Annotated in this window: 14 protein-coding genes; 12 read left to right on the top strand and 2 right to left on the bottom strand. The window is 60.3% G+C overall.

From position 1 onward, the window contains the following. The first annotated feature begins 37 nt into the window (after positions 1-37). The 5 genes from metZ (at position 38) to ACR0FG_RS07815 (ending at position 6,454) form a co-directional block, all read left to right on the top strand. Positions 38-1,228, top strand: a complete 1,191-nt coding sequence (gene metZ / locus ACR0FG_RS07835; protein ID WP_480891749.1) for an O-succinylhomoserine sulfhydrylase — start codon at positions 38-40, stop codon at positions 1,226-1,228. A 180-nt stretch (positions 1,229-1,408) separates the two neighbouring features. Continuing rightward, positions 1,409-2,512: a GTP cyclohydrolase FolE2 gene (gene folE2 / locus ACR0FG_RS07830; protein WP_480891746.1), complete on the top strand. Its 1,104-nt coding sequence runs from the start codon at positions 1,409-1,411 to the stop codon at positions 2,510-2,512. 210 nt (positions 2,513-2,722) lie between these two features. Continuing rightward, the gene (locus tag ACR0FG_RS07825; protein ID WP_480891744.1) at positions 2,723-3,379 is read left to right on the top strand and encodes a hypothetical protein; all 657 of its coding nucleotides are present in this window, start codon (positions 2,723-2,725) and stop codon (positions 3,377-3,379) included. Positions 3,380-3,431: 52 nt separating this feature from the next. Next, entirely contained in the window at positions 3,432-4,880 is a 1,449-nt protein-coding gene (locus ACR0FG_RS07820; RefSeq protein WP_170715930.1) for a TrkH family potassium uptake protein, read from the top strand. Beyond that, complete coding sequence (locus ACR0FG_RS07815) at positions 4,880-6,454, top strand: 5-guanidino-2-oxopentanoate decarboxylase (RefSeq protein WP_480891742.1); 1,575 nt, start codon at positions 4,880-4,882, stop codon at positions 6,452-6,454. The genes ACR0FG_RS07820 and ACR0FG_RS07815 overlap by 1 nt, the downstream gene beginning before the upstream one ends. Before the next feature lie 52 nt (positions 6,455-6,506). Here ACR0FG_RS07815 and ACR0FG_RS07810 read toward each other — a convergent pair whose 3' ends face one another. Next, entirely contained in the window at positions 6,507-8,237 is a 1,731-nt protein-coding gene (locus tag ACR0FG_RS07810) for a serine protease (protein ID WP_480891740.1), read from the bottom strand. A gap of 204 nt (positions 8,238-8,441) precedes the next feature. Between ACR0FG_RS07810 and ACR0FG_RS07805 the strand changes: the two genes are divergently transcribed. Further along, positions 8,442-9,371 (top strand): glycine--tRNA ligase subunit alpha, encoded by a 930-nt coding sequence (locus ACR0FG_RS07805; protein ID WP_480891737.1) that lies wholly within the window; start codon positions 8,442-8,444, stop codon positions 9,369-9,371. Between the two features lie 5 nt (positions 9,372-9,376). Here ACR0FG_RS07805 and ACR0FG_RS07800 read toward each other — a convergent pair whose 3' ends face one another. After that, positions 9,377-10,009: a MarC family protein gene (locus tag ACR0FG_RS07800; protein WP_170715938.1), complete on the bottom strand. Its 633-nt coding sequence runs from the start codon at positions 10,007-10,009 to the stop codon at positions 9,377-9,379. Positions 10,010-10,100: 91 nt separating this feature from the next. Between ACR0FG_RS07800 and ACR0FG_RS07795 the strand changes: the two genes are divergently transcribed. The 6 genes from ACR0FG_RS07795 (at position 10,101) to ACR0FG_RS07770 (ending at position 18,917) form a co-directional block, all read left to right on the top strand. Further along, positions 10,101-10,616, top strand: a complete 516-nt coding sequence (locus ACR0FG_RS07795) for a DUF6446 family protein (protein ID WP_480891733.1) — start codon at positions 10,101-10,103, stop codon at positions 10,614-10,616. Positions 10,617-10,620: 4 nt separating this feature from the next. After that, positions 10,621-11,832 carry a sodium/glutamate symporter gene (gene gltS / locus ACR0FG_RS07790; protein WP_480891731.1) on the top strand — a complete coding sequence of 404 codons (1,212 nt, stop codon included), beginning with the start codon at positions 10,621-10,623 and terminating at the stop codon, positions 11,830-11,832. Between the two features lie 9 nt (positions 11,833-11,841). Next, complete coding sequence (glyS, locus tag ACR0FG_RS07785; RefSeq protein WP_480891729.1) at positions 11,842-14,040, top strand: glycine--tRNA ligase subunit beta; 2,199 nt, start codon at positions 11,842-11,844, stop codon at positions 14,038-14,040. A gap of 36 nt (positions 14,041-14,076) precedes the next feature. Then, complete coding sequence (locus ACR0FG_RS07780) at positions 14,077-16,638, top strand: putative PEP-binding protein (RefSeq protein WP_480891727.1); 2,562 nt, start codon at positions 14,077-14,079, stop codon at positions 16,636-16,638. A 187-nt stretch (positions 16,639-16,825) separates the two neighbouring features. Next, positions 16,826-17,467 (top strand): cell wall hydrolase, encoded by a 642-nt coding sequence (locus ACR0FG_RS07775; protein WP_480891724.1) that lies wholly within the window; start codon positions 16,826-16,828, stop codon positions 17,465-17,467. A gap of 73 nt (positions 17,468-17,540) precedes the next feature. Then, a complete protein-coding gene (locus ACR0FG_RS07770; protein ID WP_480891721.1) occupies positions 17,541-18,917 on the top strand; it encodes a multicopper oxidase family protein in 1,377 nt (458 codons plus the stop codon). Positions 18,918-18,970 lie beyond the last annotated feature (53 nt).

Genomic DNA, 18,970 nt, shown 5'->3' with positions numbered 1-18,970 from the left:
TTTGTTTGCCCTCTGCCCGAGGGCTGAAAGGATGAAGATGAGCAAGAGCTGGAACAAGCGCACCCAAGCCGTCCATGGTGGCATTCGCCGCAGTCAGTATAATGAGGTCAGCGAAGCGATCTTTCTGACCCAGGGTTTTGTCTATGACAACGCTGAACAGGCCGAGGCCCGGTTTATCGAATCCGGCCCGGATGAGTTCATCTATGCCCGCTATGGCAACCCCACCGTTTCGATGTTTGAACAGCGTATTGCCGCGCTGGAAGGGGGCGAGGATGCCTTTGCCACCGCATCCGGCATGGCAGCGGTCAATGGCGCGTTGGCATCCATGTTGAAGGCTGGCGACCACGTGGTTTCGGCCAAGGCGCTTTTCGGTTCGTGTCTGTATATTCTGGAAAACATCCTGACCCGCTATGGCGTCGAAGTGACCTTTGTGGATGGCACCGATCTGGCGCAGTGGGAAGCCGCCCTGCGCCCGGATACCAAGGCGGTATTCTTCGAATCCATGTCGAACCCGACGCTGGAAGTCATTGATATCGAGGCCGTTTCCAAGCTGGCCCATGCGGTTGGTGCTGTGGTTGTGGTCGACAATGTGTTCTCGACCCCGGTGTTTTCGCGCGCCATCGAACAGGGCGCGGATGTGGTGGTTTATTCGGCGACCAAACATATCGACGGGCAGGGCCGTGCATTGGGGGGCGTCATCATCGGCACGCGCGCGTTCATTCGTGGCACCGTTGAGCCTTATCTGAAGCACACGGGTGGCGCACTGAGCCCGTTCAACGCCTGGATCATGCTGAAAGGTCTTGAGACCATTGCCTTGCGGGTGAACGCGCAAGCGGCAACGGCGCAGACCCTTGCCGAGGCGCTGGAAAGTCATGCCGCGTTAGAGCGGATCATGTTCCCGGGGCTGAAAAGTCATGCCCAGAACGCATTGGTTCAAACGCAGTTGGGCGGCAAGGGCGGTACTGTTTTGTCGTTGGATATCAAGGGCGGCAAAGACGCGGCCTTTGCGTTTCTGAACGCGATGACGATCCCTGTGATCTCGAACAATCTGGGGGACGCGAAATCCATTGCAACCCATCCTGCGACCACGACCCATCAGCGGCTGAGCGAGGCGCAGCGTGATGAGTTGGGCATCACCCCCGGTCTTGTTCGCCTGTCGGTCGGGCTTGAGGATGCGGATGATTTGCTGGCGGATATCCAGCAGGCTTTGGCTGCATCGCAGGTATAAGCGCGGGGCTGGAACATGTGATCAGGTGGTATTGCGCCGCCTGATCGGGCGCTTTTGGTCAGAAAGTGACGGTTTTCCGCCTTTGATTTCAATCCGGGATGCTATTTCGTGCGTATCGTTCCGGACTGGTAATTAAACCTCGGTCGTATATAAAAGTCGGCCTAGCAAGGGACCGTGCCAATGAACATTCACCCGCGCGATATTGACGACGCACCCGATCACGATCAGGCCGCCGCCGCGTTGAAGGTATTGCGCGAATGGGCGAAAACCGCTTCGGCTGCCGAAATCAGTCAGCTTGATCCGGCTGTGGCGCAGCTGGTGCCGGGGCTTATGCCTTCGAACTATCCGGCCCTGTCGCGCGACTATCCCGAGGGATTTCAGGCTGATGCAGCCTATAAGGCGACCTTGCCCGATCTGCAAAACGGCCCGTCCAGCCTGATCCGCGGGGCGAAACAGCAAATCCAGCATGTTGGTATTTCAAACTTCCGCCTGCCGATCCGGTTTCACCGCAAGGATGGGGATGATCTGACGCTTGAAACTTCGGTCACGGGGTCTGTCAGCCTTGAGGCTGAAAAGAAGGGCATCAACATGTCCCGGATCATGCGGTCCTTCTATAAACACGCCGAAAGCACGTTCAGCTTTGAGGTGATGGAAGCCGCGCTGAGCGATTACATGACCGATCTGGACAGTCTGGACGCGCGCATTCAGATGCGGTTTTCCTACCCTGACCGGGTGGAAAGCCTGCGGTCGGGCCTGTCGGGCTATCAATATTACGATATCGCGCTGGAACTGGTCGAGAGGGGCGGTGAGCGTCTGAAGATCATGCATCTGGACTATGTCTATTCCTCGACCTGCCCCTGTTCGCTGGAGCTAAGCGAACATGCGCGTGCCACGCGCGGGCAAATGGCGACGCCGCATTCGCAACGCTCGGTCGCGCGGATTTCGGTTGTGGTCGATTGTGACGCGGATTGCCTGTGGTTCGAAGACCTGATCGCTTTGTGCCGTCGCGCGGTTCCGACTGAAACGCAAGTGATGGTCAAGCGCGAGGATGAGCAGGCCTTTGCAGAGCTGAACGCTGCCAACCCGATTTTTGTCGAAGACGCCGTGCGCCTGTTCTGTGCTGAATTGCAGGCCGATCATCACATTGGCGACTATCGGGTGATCGCCAGCCATCAGGAAAGCCTGCACAGCCATGACGCAATCTCGATTCTGACCGAAGGGCCGACCTTTGAAAGTGCCAGCGTTGATCCGCGGTTGTTCCAGACGCTGTTCCACATCGGCTGAATTCTTCCAAGAACGCGCTGAAATAAGGTGCATTTGCAGACTGTAGGCGCCTTTTTGCCGCATTGCAGCGTATATTGCTGCGCGCGCGAGCGTTTTGGCGTATGACTGGCCCTGAATGCAGCAGCTTTGCCGCTGTGAAATCGCCCGGGACCTTGGCTGGTCACAGCGCTTTCCTTGGTTCGCTGCACTGATTTTTAGGAGAAACATGCAATGAATCCCATTTCCCAACAGCTTGAATTTCAGGCGGCTGCGTTTCGGGTGGCCGGGTATGCAATGGCCAGCCAGCTGAAGATCATGCAGATCATGGCGAAATCAGCGATGGAACTGCCTATGGCACCCGCCCATGCGCTGCATGTAGCGGCGGCGGCTCCGGCCCCGGTGCAGGCAAAGCCGAAACCCGCACCGCGCAAGGCAGCACCCAAGGCGAAGCCGGTTGCCGTCGAGGCAAAGGCCAAGCCCGCAGCAAAACCTCGTCCGAAGCCGGCAGCAAAGGCCAAGCCGGTTGCAAAGCCCAAAGCGGTCGCGCCCGAGAAACCGAAGTCACCTGCGAAGGTGTTGGCCAAGGTGGTTGCACCTGTCGCCAAACCCGCGCCTGCAGCCAAGGCGGCCCCTGTCGCGCCGCCCCGGGCCAAGGCAAAAACACCTGCGGCCAAGGCTGTTGCCGCCGCGAAATCTGCGGCTGCGAAACCGGCGGCCCCGGCAGCCAAACCCGCAAAACCAGCGCCTGCCCCGGTGGCCAAGCCTGTGACCGCCAGCGCAAGCAAAACGGTTGAGGTCAAAGCCGAACCCAAGGCTTCGCCGCGTCGCACCCGCGCGCCGTCGAAACCGCCCGCGATGCCTGCACAAACGGCCAAAACCAAGGATTAATCCGGGTTCACCCGCTTGACACCGTAGGGCTGCCGCGCCAACCCTGCGCGGGATGATGGACTTTCGCCCGGTCGGATATGTGATTGGCCTGCTGGTCGCCATTCTAGGGGCGACCATGCTGCTACCTATGCTTGCGGACCTGATCGAGGGCCGGGGGGAATGGCACGTATTCCTTGAAAGCGCAGTCATCACCATGCTGACCGGCGTCATTCTGGCGATGAGCTGCTCGAACGGTGTGGGCGAGGGGCTGACCATCCGGCAGACCTTTTTGCTGACCACAGGCGTCTGGGTCGCACTGCCGGTCTTTGGCGCGATCCCGTTCCTGTTTGGTGAGACCGAACTGCGCTTTGTCGATGCTTATTTTGAGGCGATGTCCGGCCTGACCACCACCGGGTCAACTGTGATTTCCGGGCTGGATGATCTGCCGCGCGGGCTGCTGCTGTGGCGGGGGGTGCTGCAATGGCTGGGCGGGATCGGTATCATTGTTGTCGCCATGGTGTTCCTGCCGGAACTGCGCGTTGGCGGGATGCAGATCTTTCGTTCGGAAGGGTTTGAAACCATGGGAAAAATCCTGCCGCGCGCACAAGAGATTGCGGGGCAGATATCCCTGATTTACGTCTTTTTGACCGTTGTCTGCGCGCTGGTCTATGCAGGCCTTGGGATGACGTTCTTTGACGCGGTGGTCCATGCGTTCACCACGATCTCGACGGGCGGGTTTTCCAATTACGACGCGTCTTTTGGCACCTTCTCGGGCCCGGCGGAGTATGCGGCGTCGGTTTTCATGATCCTCGCGGCGCTGCCGTTTGTGCGATATGTGCAGCTTGCCAATGGCCACAGCACTTCGTTGTTCGAAGACAGTCAGATCAAGGCGTTTCTGGCGACCATTCTGGTGCTGGTGGTTGTCATGACCGTGTTCCTGACATCAGTCTTTCCGCATCATTGGGAACAGGCGTTCAGGGAATCGCTGTTTAACATCACCTCGATCATCTCGGGCACGGGTTACGCCAGCGTCGACTATATGAACTGGGGCGGGTTCCCGATCATGGTCTTTTTCCTGATCGGTCTGATAGGCGGTTGCGCAGGGTCCACTGCCTGTTCGATCAAGATCTTCCGCTATCAGTTGCTGATCGCCTCGATCAAGACCCAGATCCGGCGGATCAGAACGCCACATGGCGTCTTTATGCCCACCTATGACGGGCGTCCGATTGGCCGCGATGTTCTGACCTCGGTCATGAGTTTTTTCATGTTTTTCGTTCTTTCGATGGGGGTTCTGTCCTGGGCGCTGGCGTTGACAGGCCTGGATTTCATCACGTCGGTTTCGGGGGCTGCGACCGCGTTGGCGAATGTCGGGCCGGGGCTGGGGGATCAGATTGGCCCATCCGGCAATTTTGCGGGACTGAACGACACGGCCAAGTGGCTGCTGACCATCGGAATGCTGGTCGGGCGGCTGGAGTTGTTGGCCGTTTACGCCATCTTTACTGCCCAGTTCTGGAGAGGCTGATGAAAAGACCCCTTGGAGCGCAGATTTCCCATGCGCTGAAGGATCGGGGTGTGGATGTGATTTTTGGTATCCCCGGCGTTCACAATCAGGAAATGTACCGGGGTATCGAAGAGGCCGGGATCGCTCATGTGCTGGCCCGGCACGAGCAGGGCGCTGGGTTCATGGCCGATGGCTATGCGCGTGCCACCGGTAAGCCTGGTGTGGCCTATGTCATCACCGGGCCGGGCTTGTGCAACACGCTGACACCGATGGGGCAGGCCTATAGCGACTCGGTTCCGGTGCTGGTGATTTCGTCCTGTTTGGACGAGGTGCAGGCGCAACGCGGGCAGTTGCACCAGATGAAGGATCAGCGCGCTGCAGCAGAGACCGTGGCCGACTGGTCCTGTCAGGCGAATGACGCGCAAGCTGCTTATGGCTTGATCGAGCGTGCTTTTGACGAATTCGAATTATCGCGCCCACGGCCAAAGCACATACAAGTTCCGATCGCGCAGCTTGAGGCCGAAGCGGACCCCGCGCCTTTTCCCAATCAGCCAACGTTGCGGACCAAGGTTCTGCCGCCGGATATTGCTCCGGTCATGTCCTTGTTGAACATTGCGCGGCGTCCATTGTTCATTCTGGGCGGCGGCGCGCGGTCAAATCTGTGGCGACAGGTTTTGACCCGGTTGGGGGCGGCGTGTTTCACCACCTATGCGGGGCGGGGTCTTGTCGGCAGCGGCTATACGCTGGACTTTGGCGCGATGCTGCCCCGGCCCAGCAGCGCCGACATCATCGCTTCGGCTGATCTTGTGGTCGCGGTCGGGGCTGAGCTGGGCGAGGTGGACCTATGGCGGACTGATCTGGGTCATTCCGCCCAGCTTGTTCGCGTCGATCTTGACCCTGAGGTTTTGACCGACCGCCACCGGGCGACGGTCAAGCTGCAAGCTGATGCCGAGAGCTTTGTCCATGCCTTGTGGGTGGCGACGGATCATGTGAAACCTGCAACCGGCTGGACACCCGAGGAAGTGGCCGAGGCACGCACCCGCTGGCGTGCCGAGATTGATGCCGAGCGACCGGGGATTGTCCCGGTCATCGACGCGCTGCGCGCTGCGATGCCAGCGGATACGATGATCTATTCGGACATGACTCAGTTCGCCTATGTCGCCAAAGAGGTCTGGGATATGAACTATCCCTATCATTGGCATCACCCGACCGGGTTCGGGACGCTTGGATACGCGTTACCGGCAGGTATCGGCGGTGCGGTGGCGCGGCGTGGCAAGCCGACCGCGGTGATCGCGGGTGACTATGGGTTTCAGTACACGCTGCAAGAACTGGGAACGGCGGTTGAGCTTGGGCTATCGCTGCCGATCATCCTTTGGGACAACGGCAAACTGAAAGAGATCGAGGACAGCATGGTGCGCAGCCAGATCGCTCCCAATGCGGTGATCGCGCGCAATCCTGATTTCTGCAAACTGGCCGAGGCTTATGGTGCGCGTTCAGCGGCACCTGCCGATTTGGAGGCTCTGCAAAGCGCTGTTCGTGACGCTTTTGATGCGCCCGTGCCAATGCTGATCCGGGTGACGCCGGATATTGTTTGAACAATGAAAAACGGCGCTGCGGTTTCGCGCAGCGCCGTCTTTGCTTTGACGGTTAGTCCCAGCAGTGAACCAAGACTGTCATGCCGGTTGCCCGACGGCTGAGTTCGTTGGGCGAGATCTGAGCCGCGCCCTGACCGGGTTGGCCAGAAACACCTGCTTTGGTCAGGACCTCGTTCAAGCGTTCGACACCTGCGGCAAGGCTGACGCTGGCGGGCAGGCTGCGTCCTTCGGACGGCGTCGGCAGCAGCATACCGATAACGTCGCCGCTGTTGTCGAACACCGGACCGCCCGCATCGCCGGGTTGGGTCGAGAGGGTCAGCCGTTTGACGCCATCCTCGCCATTCAGGCCGCGAATGTCGGCGACCTGCCCAAAGGTCAGGGTCGGCGCGCCCAATGCGCCCTCATACGAGAAGCCCGATACCGCCACGTCCGACTGAATGCGCGGCTGTTCCGGGCTGAACGCGGCGACGCTGATCGGCGCAAGGGTGCGGGTGGGGCGCAGGACTGCGATACCCTGTTCGGCGTCCGACCAGGCCACCTGAACCTCTTGATTGTCGTCCAGTGTGATGCGCGAGCAGCTGTCAGCGGCTTCAGCCACGGTCAGAATGGCTCCGCCCGCGTCGGCGAAAAAGCCCGAGCGTGACAGGCGGGGTTTGCGGATTTGCAGGCCCGAAACCAGATCGATGCTTTGTTCCGCATCTGCGCCAGCACCGTCGTCAAGCACCGCGTCGGTGGTGTTGAAACTTGACCGCATGGCGGCCAGAACGCGTGCGCGGCGGGCATCGTCACCTTCGGGCCAGACAAGCGTAAAGCCTTTGATCTTGCCGTCTTTCAAGGCGGCCTGTGTATAGGACACAACACCGTTGCCGCGCCCTTCGATGGAAAACGCATTGCCGCGCAATTCACGAGGGCCGTTCAGGGGCACGATCTCAAGCGACTGCATCACGTCATAGAGCGCGCGCAGCGTCGCGGGTGAGCCTTGCTGGCTGATCAACAGGGCCTTGGCATCCACATCGGATGTGGGTTTGAAGTGGGCAAAGGGGGCCTCGTACCGGTCAAAGCCCAGAACGCCCAGCGGCATGTCCATGGTAATGCCTGCGTCGCTGTCGGCATAACGGTCCATGCCAACACTGATCAAAGGCGCGTTATAGTCATCCATCAGCGCCTTGCGTTGCAATGTGGTCAGAACGCCCGTGGCCTCGTAGCCGTTGAAGCGCTGCCATTCCTGCATGGACCGGCGGGTGCCGGCGCCAAAGGCGCCATCGATGGTGGAACTGTAGAACCCGGCGGCTTGCAGCGCGGTTTGCAGGTCTTTGCGTTCCTGCGCGGTCAGCAGACGCTCACCCTGCAGGGCCTCGGACCGGGTTTCTTCGGACGGCTGCAGCGTCACGTTTGCCTGTGGTTGTTCTTCGGGCTCAACAGGGGCTGCGACCGTGGGGCGGTCAAGGATGTTGGTGCCGACCGGCCAGAACTGCTGATTGAAAGAGTTCGAAAATGCGATGTAGCTGTCGGCGGGAATCTGACGCTCGGCCCGGTAGACGCGCAGAACCTGTTCGGCGTCCGAGCGTAGATATGGCCCGATTACAATGGCATACCAGCCGCTGTTCAAGCGAAATCCGCTGACATCGGGCAGGGTGTTGGCATAGGCCTGCGCCCGGTCCTGCGCCTCGCGCAATGTGGGATGAGCTTCGACCTGGACCCAGACGCCCTGATCCTGCTGGGCATTTGCCGCCTGCAGAGTGGTCACAAAAACCAAGAGAATTACTGAAATTAAACGTGTCATTGTCTGCCCGTGTTGCAGTGTTTTAGCTTTGCCGCAGGTTACGCGAAATCGGAGGGTGAACGCCATGCCCGGAATACGGGGAATTTCCAGTGTGGCGGGACAGTGACAGGCAGGGTCCATTGGCCCGTTGACGCCCCTTGGCCCCTTGCATAGGAAGGGCCAAACCGACCGGAAGCGGGTGCCATCGCGCCCAAAGGGAATGCCATGACCGAACCGTCCAATGCACCACGATCTTTTCAGGAAATCATCCTGCGGCTTCAGACCTATTGGGCGTCCAAAGGATGCGCCATTCTGCAGCCTTACGATATGGAGGTCGGGGCCGGGACGTTTCACCCGGCGACCACCTTGCGCGCTTTGGGGTCCAAAGCCTGGGCGGCGGCATACGTTCAGCCCTCACGCCGTCCGACAGATGGGCGTTATGGTGAGAACCCGAACCGCTTGCAGCACTATTACCAGTATCAGGTGCTGATCAAACCCAGCCCGCCCGATCTGCAAGAGCTGTATCTGGGCAGCTTGCAGGCCATCGGCATCGATATGGACCTGCACGACATTCGTTTTGTCGAAGATGACTGGGAAAGCCCGACGCTTGGCGCGTGGGGACTGGGTTGGGAGGTCTGGTGTGATGGCATGGAAGTCAGCCAGTTCACCTATTTCCAGCAGGTGGGCGGCCATGATTGTGCGCCTGTTTCGGGTGAGCTGACCTATGGTCTGGAACGTCTGGCCATGTATGTGCTGGGCATCGATCACGTTATGGACATGCCGTTCAACGACCCTCAGTCGCCCAGCCCGTTGACCTATGGTGATATCTTCAAGCAGACCGAAGAAGAATACGCCCGCTGGAACTTTGACGTGGCCAATACCGAGGTCCTTCTGCGCCATTTCGAAGAGGCCGAGGCAGAATGCGCCGCCATTCTGGCGCAGGAGCATGACGATCCAAAAACCGGCAAGCGCATCATAATGGCACATCCGGCCTATGATCAGTGCATCAAGGCCAGCCACATCTTCAACCTGCTGGATGCGCGGGGCGTGATCTCGGTAACGGAACGACAGGCTTATATCGGGCGTGTGCGGGCGCTGGCCAAGCAATGCGCCGATGCGTTTGTGCAGACCGAGGCCGCCGGGCACGTGGCCTGATGCACCTAAGCCAGCCCCGGCAGCAGAACCTTGAGGCCAGCCGCGATCATGCCGATAGCGATGGCCGACAGGATCATGCCCATGAACCGGCTCATGATCACGCGCGCGTTTTCCGACAGGCGTTTGGCAAGGGCCGAGGCGTTCCAGAACGTCACGAACAAAAGCAGCAGAACGATCAGGAAAACGCCTGCATAAACAATGGTATCGAATATGCTTTTGATGTGATGAGCGTACAGGATCAGCGTTGTGATGGTGCCGGGGCCCACAAGGATCGGGAAGGCCAGCGGGTAAAAGGCAACAGTGTCCGGTTCGGGATAGGATTGCCGCTCACCCTCGGTCCCGTGATGCGAGGTGCTTTGGGTGCCGTTCAGCATATTCAGCCCGATCATCAGAACAACCAGCCCGCCCGCAACGCGCAGGTCATCGACGCTGATGCCAAACAAGCTCAGCGTTTGATTGCCAATCGCGGCAAAGGCCCCGCCGAGGATCAGGCAGTAGATCGCCGTCTTTGCCGCAACTTTTCTTTGATCTGCTGGGGACAGGCCGTCCGTAACACTCAGGAAAACCGGCAGATTGGTGATGGGATTCATGATCGCAAAAAGCGCTCCGAAAAATCCAACGGCAAGGGTTGTGTCCATTTCACAGGTCTTTCTTGGCGGCGTGTTCAACCGGACCCTGTCCTATTTCCACCCATCTTGAAAGAGGCATCGTGAGCAGGAGAAGACGACAATGACAGGAAAATTGCTTGCGACTATTCTGCTGGTCTCGGCCATCGTGGCCGGGGTGGGCATGTATTACCTACAGATCTACGGCTTTTACTATGATGTTGAGCCGTCACCGGGGCGGGATGTCCTGTTAATTCAGGATGATGAGCCAACGCCCATCCCCTATAGCGCGTTTCAGGCGATTGATGCGGATAGCTCGCCCATTCGCTATCGGGCCTGCTTTGAGACAGAGCTGACGCTGGACGAGATGCAGGCTTATCAGACCGTCGAGGATGCCGAGCCTCTGACCGCGCCCGGTTGGTTTGATTGCTACGACGCGGTTGCGCTGGCCGACGCGTTGAAATCGGGCCAGGCACAGGCGTTTTTAGGGGCCAAGAATATCCATTTTGGTGTGGACCGGATCGTGGCCGTCACTCAGGACGGCAAGGGCTATATCTGGCACGTTCTGAACAATTGCGGCGAAAAGGCCTATGACGGCACCGTGATTGGCGAGGAATGCCCAGCCAGACCGCAGGATTGATAGGATGACGCCGGACACCCTGCATATACCGGATTTTCTGACCGCAACGCTTGGGTTCGCGGTGTATCTGCTGGGGGCCGAGATCAACGCGCGCGTCGCATTGCTGCGTCAGTTTAATATACCTGAACCTGTCACAGGCGGGCTGTTGGCTTCGCTCGTGGTCCTGCTGATGTATCTTGTGGCGGGGATCGAGTTATCGTTCGATCTGGCGACGCGGGACTTTCTGCTGCTGGTGTTTTTTGCGGGCATTGGATTGAATGCGCGGCTTTCCGATTTGATTTCTGGCGGCAAGCCTCTGTTTTTGCTTCTGATACTGACGCTGGTAACGATTGTCGCGCAGAATGTCATTGGCGCGTTTGGGGCGGCGCTGTTCGGTTATCCGGCGCAGGCCGGGGTTCTGTTTGGCTCTGCGGCGCTGATCGGCGGGCATGGCACCGCAATCGCCTGGGCGCCCGAGGTATCCGACGCCACGGGCCTGAGCGGCGCGACCGAGCTGGGCGTTGCTGTGGCAACGCTGGGTCTGGTGCTGGCCGCATTGGTCGGCGGCCCGATTGCGCGGCTGCTGGTCGAGGGTCGCAAGCTGAGCCCCGCGCGCCCGGATGAAGAAAACACGATTGGCCTGTCCGACGATCCCTCGGACACGACGCAAATCGATCATCTGACGATCATGCGGGTTTTGCTGTTTCTCAACCTCGCGATCATCTCGGGGTATTTTCTGGGCGAAGTGATCAGCGCGGCGGGGTTGAAGCTGCCCTTGTTTGTGCCTTGCCTGATCATGGGCATCGTGATCGGCAACCTGCGCACCGTGTTGGGGCCCAACCGGCCTCCGGTATCGCGGACCCCGTCGCTGGCGCTGATTTCCGAGTTCTCGCTGGGCGCGTTTCTGGCCATGTCGCTGATGAGCCTGCAATTGTGGACCATTGCCGAGCTGGGGCTGGCCATCGTGGTGATCATGTCGGCGCAGGTGCTGTTTGCGGTGGGTTTTGTGATCTGGGTTCTGTTCCCGGTGATGGGCAGCAATTACCGCGCTGCCGTGCTGGCCGCAGGGTTTGGCGGGTTCGCATTGGGGGCTACCCCGACCGCAATCGCAAATATGACCGCTGTGACCAAGCGATATGGCCCATCGCCTATTGCCTTTATCGTGCTGCCCCTTGTATCCGCATTCTTTGTGGATATCGCCAATGCCATCGTCATCCAGACGATCGTCAATTTCTAAGGACCGACTATGCCCGACCTGCTGATCGAACTGTTTTCCGAGGAAATCCCCGCGCGGATGCAAGCCCGCGCCGGTGAGGACCTGAAAAAGCGGATCACCGATGGTCTGGTCGAGGGCGGTCTGACCTATGCCGGGGCTGCCGCTTTGACCACGCCCCGCCGTCTGACGCTGGCGGTTGAGGGCCTGCTGGCCGAAAGCCCCACCGTTCGCGAGGAACGCAAGGGCCCCAAAGTCGGCGCGCCGGAAAAGGCCATCGAAGGGTTTCTGCGTGGCGCGGGTCTGACGCGGAATCAGCTAGAGGAGCGTGAGACCCCCAAGGGTGCGGTCTATTTCGCCACCATCGAAAAACCGGGCCGTGCGGCGGCCGAGATTGCGGCCGAGGTGCTTGAGGCGACCATCCGTAACTTCCCCTGGCCCAAATCTATGCGCTGGGGGGCGGGCTCGATGCGATGGGTGCGGCCTTTGCATTCGATCCTGTGTATCCTCAGCGATGAGGCAGGTGCGCAGGTTGTGCCGCTTGAGGTCGAGGGGATTGCCTCAGGTGACACCACCGCAGGTCATCGTTTCATGGCCCCGGACCGGTTTGCCGTGAGTTCGTTCGAAGATTACGCCGCCAAGCTGAAGCGCGCTTTTGTGGTATTGAACCCCGAAGAGCGCGCCGAGCATATCTGGAACGACGCGCAGAACATGGCCTTTGCAGCCGGTCTGGAAGTGGTCGAAGATAAGGGCTTGCTGGCCGAGGTTGCGGGGCTTGTTGAATGGCCCGTGGTTCTGATGGGGCAGATCGATGACGAGTTCCTGGACCTGCCGCCCGAGGTGCTTCAGACCTCGATGAAGGAACATCAGAAGTTCTTTTCGGTAAAGAACCCCAGGACAGGCCGGATTGAACGCTTTGTCACCGTCGCCAATCGTGAGACCGCCGACAATGGTGCGACCATTCTGGCGGGGAACCAGAAGGTGCTTTCGGCGCGTCTGGCGGATGCAAAGTTCTTTTGGGAGAACGATCTGCGCATCGTCAAATCCGACGGGTTCGAGCCATGGGTCGAAAAGCTGGATGCTGTGACCTTCCATGCCAAGCTGGGATCACAGGGCGAGCGGGTGAACCGGATCGCCGCGCTGGCGCATGAGCTGGCCCCGGCGGTTGGGGCGAGCCCCGCGCTGGCGATGACTGCGGCGCAGGCCTGCAAGGCGGATTTGTCGTCCGAGATGGTGTTCGAATTCCCCGAGTTGCAAGGTCTGATGGGCCGGTACTATGCCGATGCAGCCGGGATGCCTGCCGAAGTCGGTCAGGCGAGTGAAGAGCATTATTCGCCGCTGGGCCCGTCCGATGATGTGCCCACCGCGCCGGTTTCGGTTTCGGTGGCGCTGGCGGATAAGCTGGATACGCTGACCGGGTTCTGGGCGATTGATGAAAAGCCGACTGGGTCGAAAGACCCGTTTGCGCTGCGCCGTGCGGCGTTGGGGGTTATTCGGTTGGTTGTGACGAACGATCTGCGCCTGTCTATGAAAGACGCCTTTGCGTCGGGATTGAGCACCTTGCTGAAACTGCCGGACTGGCAGGCGGCGCTGCTTGATGCCAAAGAAAAGCAGGCAGCGGCTAAGGACAAGGATGCCGCCGCGCAACAGGTGCATGGGTTGGCGCATCAGGTCGAGGCGGCGACTGCGATTGTGTCTTCGGTTCCGTCCGATCTGCTGTCCTTCTTCCACGACCGCCTCAAGGTCTTTCTGCGGGACGAGGGCATCCGTCATGACATCATCGACGCCTGCATCGCGATGGAGGGGAGCGATGACCTTAATCTGCTGGTCAAACGCGCCCACGCGCTGAATGCGGTGATTGCGACCGAGGATGGGGAAAACCTTGTGCAAGGGTTCAAGCGGGCCAATAACATTCTGTCTCAGGCCGAGGAAAAGGATGGGGTGGAATACTCTTATGGTGCAGATGTGAAATTTGCTGAGACCGACAGCGAGAAGGCTCTGTTTGCGGCGCTGGATCAGGCGCAGGCGCTGATCAATCCTGCGCTGAAGGTCGAGGATTTTCCGACCGCGATGGCTGCGATGGCGGCGCTGCGGGCTCCGGTGGATGCGTTCTTTGAGGATGTGCAGGTCAATACCGACAACGACATCCTGCGCCGCAACCGTCTGAACTTGCTCAGCCAGATCCGGCAGGTTTGTTCCAGCGTGGCCGATCTGACCCGGATCGAGGGATAACGCCCTTGCGCCAAGGGCGCAGGCCCTTATGCTGCGGTGAAACCAAAAGGTGCCGCAGTGCAGAATAATCCGCATACCACGCTGATCACAGCCGATGCCCCGATCGCCCCCAACACCCATGGCGGGCGGGCAAAATGTTTGCAACGTCTGGTCCGGCTGGATATGCCGGTGCCCCGGACTGTCGCCCTGTCTTTTGATGCGGTGCAGCAGATCGCCAACGGGCAGCTTCCGGATATGGCGGCGATCCTTGAACAGTTTGAGCCTTCGGCGTTGCTGTGTGTCCGGCCCAGTTCGGAAGATCCCGATTGGGGCGGGCCCGGTGCGGTGCTCAATATCGGGATGAACGATGCCCGCTATCTGGACCTGTCGGCCGAGATGGGCGCAGACGCGGCGGCGGCGCTGTATCTGCGCTTTGTGCAAAGCCATGCAACCCATGTGGCGCGGCTGGACCCGGATGTATTCGACGATATCGAGGGCGACGGGCGCGAGGGGCTGAGCCTGTCCTTGCGCGCCTATGAGGATGAGACCGACGAGGCTTTTCCACAGGACCGGGGTGAGCAGCTGATCGGTGTGCTGCGGTCAATGGCACGGGCGTGGGACGGAACCTCGGCCCGGCTGTTGCGTCAGGCCAAAGGCGCACCCGCAGATGCGGGGCTTGGGCTGGTCATTCAAGAGATGATCCCGGGCGTCGGGCGGGGCGAATGCGGCTCGGGCGTGTTGCAGCTGATTGATCCGGCAACCGGGATGCCGCAGATCACCGGCCGCTATCTGAGCCAGAGCCAGGGGCGCGATGCGCTGGGCGAAGGGGTCTCGGCGCTGTATCTTGAGAAAGATGAGCGTGGGCAGTCGCTTGAGGATGTTGCGCCCGAGGTGTTTGCCGATCTCAAGGCCCACGCGGCCCTGATGCGCGAGAAGCTGCGCGAAGAGATGCAGGTCGAATTCGTCGTTCAGAACGGCAGTGTCCATATTCTTGACGGGGTGCGCGTTCCGCGTGGATCGCGTGCGGGAATGCGCATCGCGGTGCGACTGGCCGAGGACGGGATTATCCCGCAGCAAGAAGCGGTCATGCGGATTGATCCGCATTCGCTGAATGAATTGCTGCACCGTCAGGTTCATCCCGATGCCGAGCGCGATGTGCTGACCACCGGCATTGCCGCCAGTCCGGGTGCCGCGACGGGTAAGGTCGTGTTCACCGCAGCCGAGGCGCAGGCCAGCGCCGCGCGCGGGGAGCCGTGTATTCTGGTACGGCGCGAAACCTCGCCAGAAGATGTTCGCGGGATGCACGCGGCGGTGGCGGTTCTGACCGAAAAGGGCGGCATGACCAGTCATGCGGCGGTGATCGGGCGCGGACTGGGCCTGCCCTGCATCGTCGGCGCGTCCGAGATGCGGTTTCAGACCAAGAAAAAGATGCTGAGCGCCCCGGACGGGCGCGTGTTCAAAACCGGTGACATTCTGACCATCGACGGATCATCGGGTCAGGTTCTGGCCGGTCAGCCTGAAATGCTTGAGGCGGCGCTGGACGATTGTTTCCAGACCCTGATGGGCTGGGCCGACGCTGAACGCGATATTGCCATTCGCGCCAATGCCGACACGCCCGCCGATGCGCAAACCGCGCGGAACTTTCAGGCCGAGGGGATCGGGCTGTGCCGGACCGAACATATGTTCTTTGACCCTGGCCGCCTGACTGTGATGCGCGAGATGATCTTTGCGCAAACCCCATCGGGCCGTGCCGCCGTTCTGGAGCGCCTGCTGCCCATGCAACGGCAGGATTTCGTGCAGCTCTTCCGCATCATGGAAGGGCAGCCGGTCTGTATCCGTCTGTTCGACCCGCCGCTGCACGAGTTTCTGCCGACCACCCGCACCGGTCAGCGCGAACTGGCCGAGGCGCTGGACCTGCCGGTGTCCGATGTGGAGCGGCGCGTGGATGCGATGAGCGAATACAATCCGATGCTGGGCCTGCGCGGCGTGCGCCTGGGTGTGACGGTGCCCGAAATCTATGACATGCAGGCCCGTGCGATCTTTGAAGCGACGCTTGAGGCCAGCAAGGACGGCGCGCCGGTTGTGCCCGAGGTCATGATCCCGCTGGTTTCGGCCAAGCGCGAGGTCGAACTGGTCAAGGCGCGCATCGACTCGGTCGCGGCCGAGGTTGCATCGGAGCAGGGGCAAGAGATCGACTATCGGCTGGGTGTCATGGTTGAAACTCCGCGCGCCTGTATGCGCGCCGATGAAATCGCGCCGCATTCGGCGTTCCTGAGCTTTGGGACCAACGACTTGACCCAGATGACCTATGGCCTGTCGCGGGACGATGCGGGCCGATTCATGTCGGCCTATGTCCGGCTGGGGGTGTTCAACGAAGACCCGTTCCATGTGCTGGATGCGGATGGCGTGGGCGAGTTGTTGAAACTGGGGGCTGAACGTGGCCGCCAGGCACAACCAGACGTTACACTTTCTGTCTGTGGTGAGCATGGCGGTAACCCCGAATCAATTGCCGTCTGCCGCGACCTCGGGTTTGACTATGTGTCCTGTTCCCCCTTCCGGGTTCCGGTCGCTCGGCTGTCTGCCGCTCAACTGGCGATTTCGTCCAAACTTGGGGGTTGACTTCCCCTGTAAGCCCTAGAAATAGTGGGTTTGGGATAGAAAGGCGGTCAAACTTTTTTGACCCTTGCGCAAGATTCCTCTTGCGTTTTCCATAAAACTGGACGTTTGCCCTCGTATCGGGTATCAGCCTCCTCGCGCCCGCCGGGGGAGGGTTTGGCGCGTTTGAGTGCCTGTGCGAGGTTATCTGATGAGACGCTATATAGTGGCTGTTGCCGTGGGGGCAGCAACCCTGCTGCCGAGTTTGTCCTTTGCCGAGAGGCGGGGGGTCGAAACTGCGACCAATGAACTGGTTGCGCGGAACGAAGTTCCTGCGCAGTCCTTTCGTGACTACCTGAAACTGTTCAAGCCGCGTAAAGCGCCGGAAGCAGTTGAAATTTCGTATACGAATGCGTGGCTGGATCAGCAGCCCCAGGCCACCGGAGACGAGCATTTCCGTTGTCTGGCCGAGGCGCTGTACTTTGAGGCGCGCGGTGAAAGCATCCGCGGACAGTTTGCGGTAGCCGAGGTTATTCTGAACCGTGTGGACAGCACGCGCTTTCCGGATTCGCTGTGTGGTGTGATCAATCAGGGCACGGGCAAGAAGTACCAGTGCCAGTTCACCTATACCTGCGATGGCAAGAAAGAGGTCATCCACGAAAAACGCGCTTATGAGCGTGTGGCCAAGGTTGCCCGCGCGGCGATTGACGGTGCAGCTGACGAGATGACATCCGGCGCGACCCACTATCACACCAAGGCGGTAAAACCGTCCTGGTCGCGGGTTTACAAGGAAACCGCGCGGATCGGCGTGCATATTTTCTATCGCCACAACTACCGCACCGCGAGCAACTGATTGTCGCTCCTGCGCTGGAAGCTTGCTGCGGCGCATGTAGGGGATGCCTATATTGCGGGCCAGGAGGCCCGCGATGCAGTTTAACAGACGACAAATCCTGAAATCGGCGGCAGCAATGGCTTTGTTGCCTGCCGCTGTCCGAGCGATGCCGCAAGTGCTGGAGGCGCGCGAGGCGGTACAACAGCTTGCGCCGGTTGGCTATCCCGATACCCAAGTCTGGAGTTTCGGGGGCACGGTGCCCGGTAGCTCGATACGCATTGGCCAAGGCGAACGCGTGCAGCGCCAATTGGTCAATGCCTTGCCGCAGCCCACATCGGTTCACTGGCACGGCATTCGGATCGACAATGCCATGGACGGGGTACCGGGGTTGACGCAGGACGTTGTTCCGCCGGGTGGCAGTTTCGACTATGATTTTGTTGCCCCGGATGCAGGAACCTATTGGTATCACGCCCATAACCAGTCGATGGAGCAGGTGGCACGCGGGCTTTACGGCCCTCTGATCGTGGACGAATCCGAAGCACCAGATGTGGATCAGGATCTGGTTCTGATGCTGGATGACTGGCGGATTGACCCCGAAACCGCGCAAATCACCGATGATTTCGGCAATGGCCATGACCTGAGCCATGGTGGGCGACTGGGCAATCTGATCTCGGTGAACGGGGCGTTTGATCCGGGTTTTTCGGTGAAACAAAACGAACGCTTGCGGCTGCGCCTGATAAATGCGGCAAATGCGCGGATTTTCGATCTGGAGACCGAGGGGCTGGCCGGGTGGATTGTCGCGCTGGACGGAATGCCGCTGGAGGTTCCGATGCCGTTAGACGGATCGTTCCCACTTGCCCCTGCGCAACGGGCCGATCTGATCGTCGATGTGGTTGCCGGGGCGGGGGATGTGGCCAGCCTTGTCAGCGTCGAACGCGATGGCGCGTTTGGTCTGGCCCGGTTCGAGGTGACGGGTGCGGCCTCTGATGCGCGCCGACAGGGCGTGGTGCCCTTGCCGCCGAACCCGTTGCCGGACCTGACCGGCGTAGAAGATGCGCCCCTGCACCGGATGGTCTTGCAAGGCGGCGCGATGCGCTGGCTCGAAGGCGCGCGGATCGGTGATACCGAGATGACAGGGCGCGAACTGGCACAGCTTGGGCGGTTCTGGGCGTTGAATGGCGAGGCAGAGCGCCCTGCAAAACCGTTTCTGGATACGTCGCTGGGCAGCCTGCATCGCATTGAATTTGTAAATGAAACCGCGTTCCCCCATGCCATGCACCTGCACGGGCATCATTTCCGACTGGTGCTTGAGGGCGGCGCATTGGGTCCGTGGCGCGACACTGTGTTGATTGAGCGGGGACAGACCCGTCAGATCGCCCTGATGGCGGATAATCCGGGGGATTGGCTGTTGCATTGCCATATGCTGGGCCATGCGGCCTCGGGCATGATGAGCTGGTTTCGCGTGGCCTGACGCCGCATTCCGCGGGTAGAATGGCGTTTGCTGCGGTGCTATACGCCCCCACG

It is taken from the genome of Ruegeria sp. E1, assembly GCF_056534225.1.
The sequence above is the reverse complement of the archived record's forward strand: the minus strand, read 5'-3'. Positions and strand labels throughout refer to the sequence as shown.

Excerpts from the sequence above, each read along its gene's own strand:
- metZ (WP_480891749.1), top strand. The coding sequence starts at position 38 with ATGAGCAAGAGCTGGAACAAGCGCACCCAAGCCGTCCATGGTGGCATT.
- folE2 (WP_480891746.1), top strand. The coding sequence starts at position 1,409 with ATGAACATTCACCCGCGCGATATTGACGACGCACCCGATCACGATCAG.
- ACR0FG_RS07825 (WP_480891744.1), top strand. The coding sequence starts at position 2,723 with ATGAATCCCATTTCCCAACAGCTTGAATTTCAGGCGGCTGCGTTTCGG.
- ACR0FG_RS07820 (WP_170715930.1), top strand. The coding sequence starts at position 3,432 with ATGATGGACTTTCGCCCGGTCGGATATGTGATTGGCCTGCTGGTCGCC.
- ACR0FG_RS07815 (WP_480891742.1), top strand. The coding sequence starts at position 4,880 with ATGAAAAGACCCCTTGGAGCGCAGATTTCCCATGCGCTGAAGGATCGG.
- ACR0FG_RS07810 (WP_480891740.1), bottom strand. The coding sequence starts at position 8,237 with ATGACACGTTTAATTTCAGTAATTCTCTTGGTTTTTGTGACCACTCTG.
- ACR0FG_RS07805 (WP_480891737.1), top strand. The coding sequence starts at position 8,442 with ATGACCGAACCGTCCAATGCACCACGATCTTTTCAGGAAATCATCCTG.
- ACR0FG_RS07800 (WP_170715938.1), bottom strand. The coding sequence starts at position 10,009 with ATGGACACAACCCTTGCCGTTGGATTTTTCGGAGCGCTTTTTGCGATC.
- ACR0FG_RS07795 (WP_480891733.1), top strand. The coding sequence starts at position 10,101 with ATGACAGGAAAATTGCTTGCGACTATTCTGCTGGTCTCGGCCATCGTG.
- gltS (WP_480891731.1), top strand. The coding sequence starts at position 10,621 with ATGACGCCGGACACCCTGCATATACCGGATTTTCTGACCGCAACGCTT.
- glyS (WP_480891729.1), top strand. The coding sequence starts at position 11,842 with ATGCCCGACCTGCTGATCGAACTGTTTTCCGAGGAAATCCCCGCGCGG.
- ACR0FG_RS07775 (WP_480891724.1), top strand. The coding sequence starts at position 16,826 with ATGAGACGCTATATAGTGGCTGTTGCCGTGGGGGCAGCAACCCTGCTG.
- ACR0FG_RS07770 (WP_480891721.1), top strand. The coding sequence starts at position 17,541 with ATGCAGTTTAACAGACGACAAATCCTGAAATCGGCGGCAGCAATGGCT.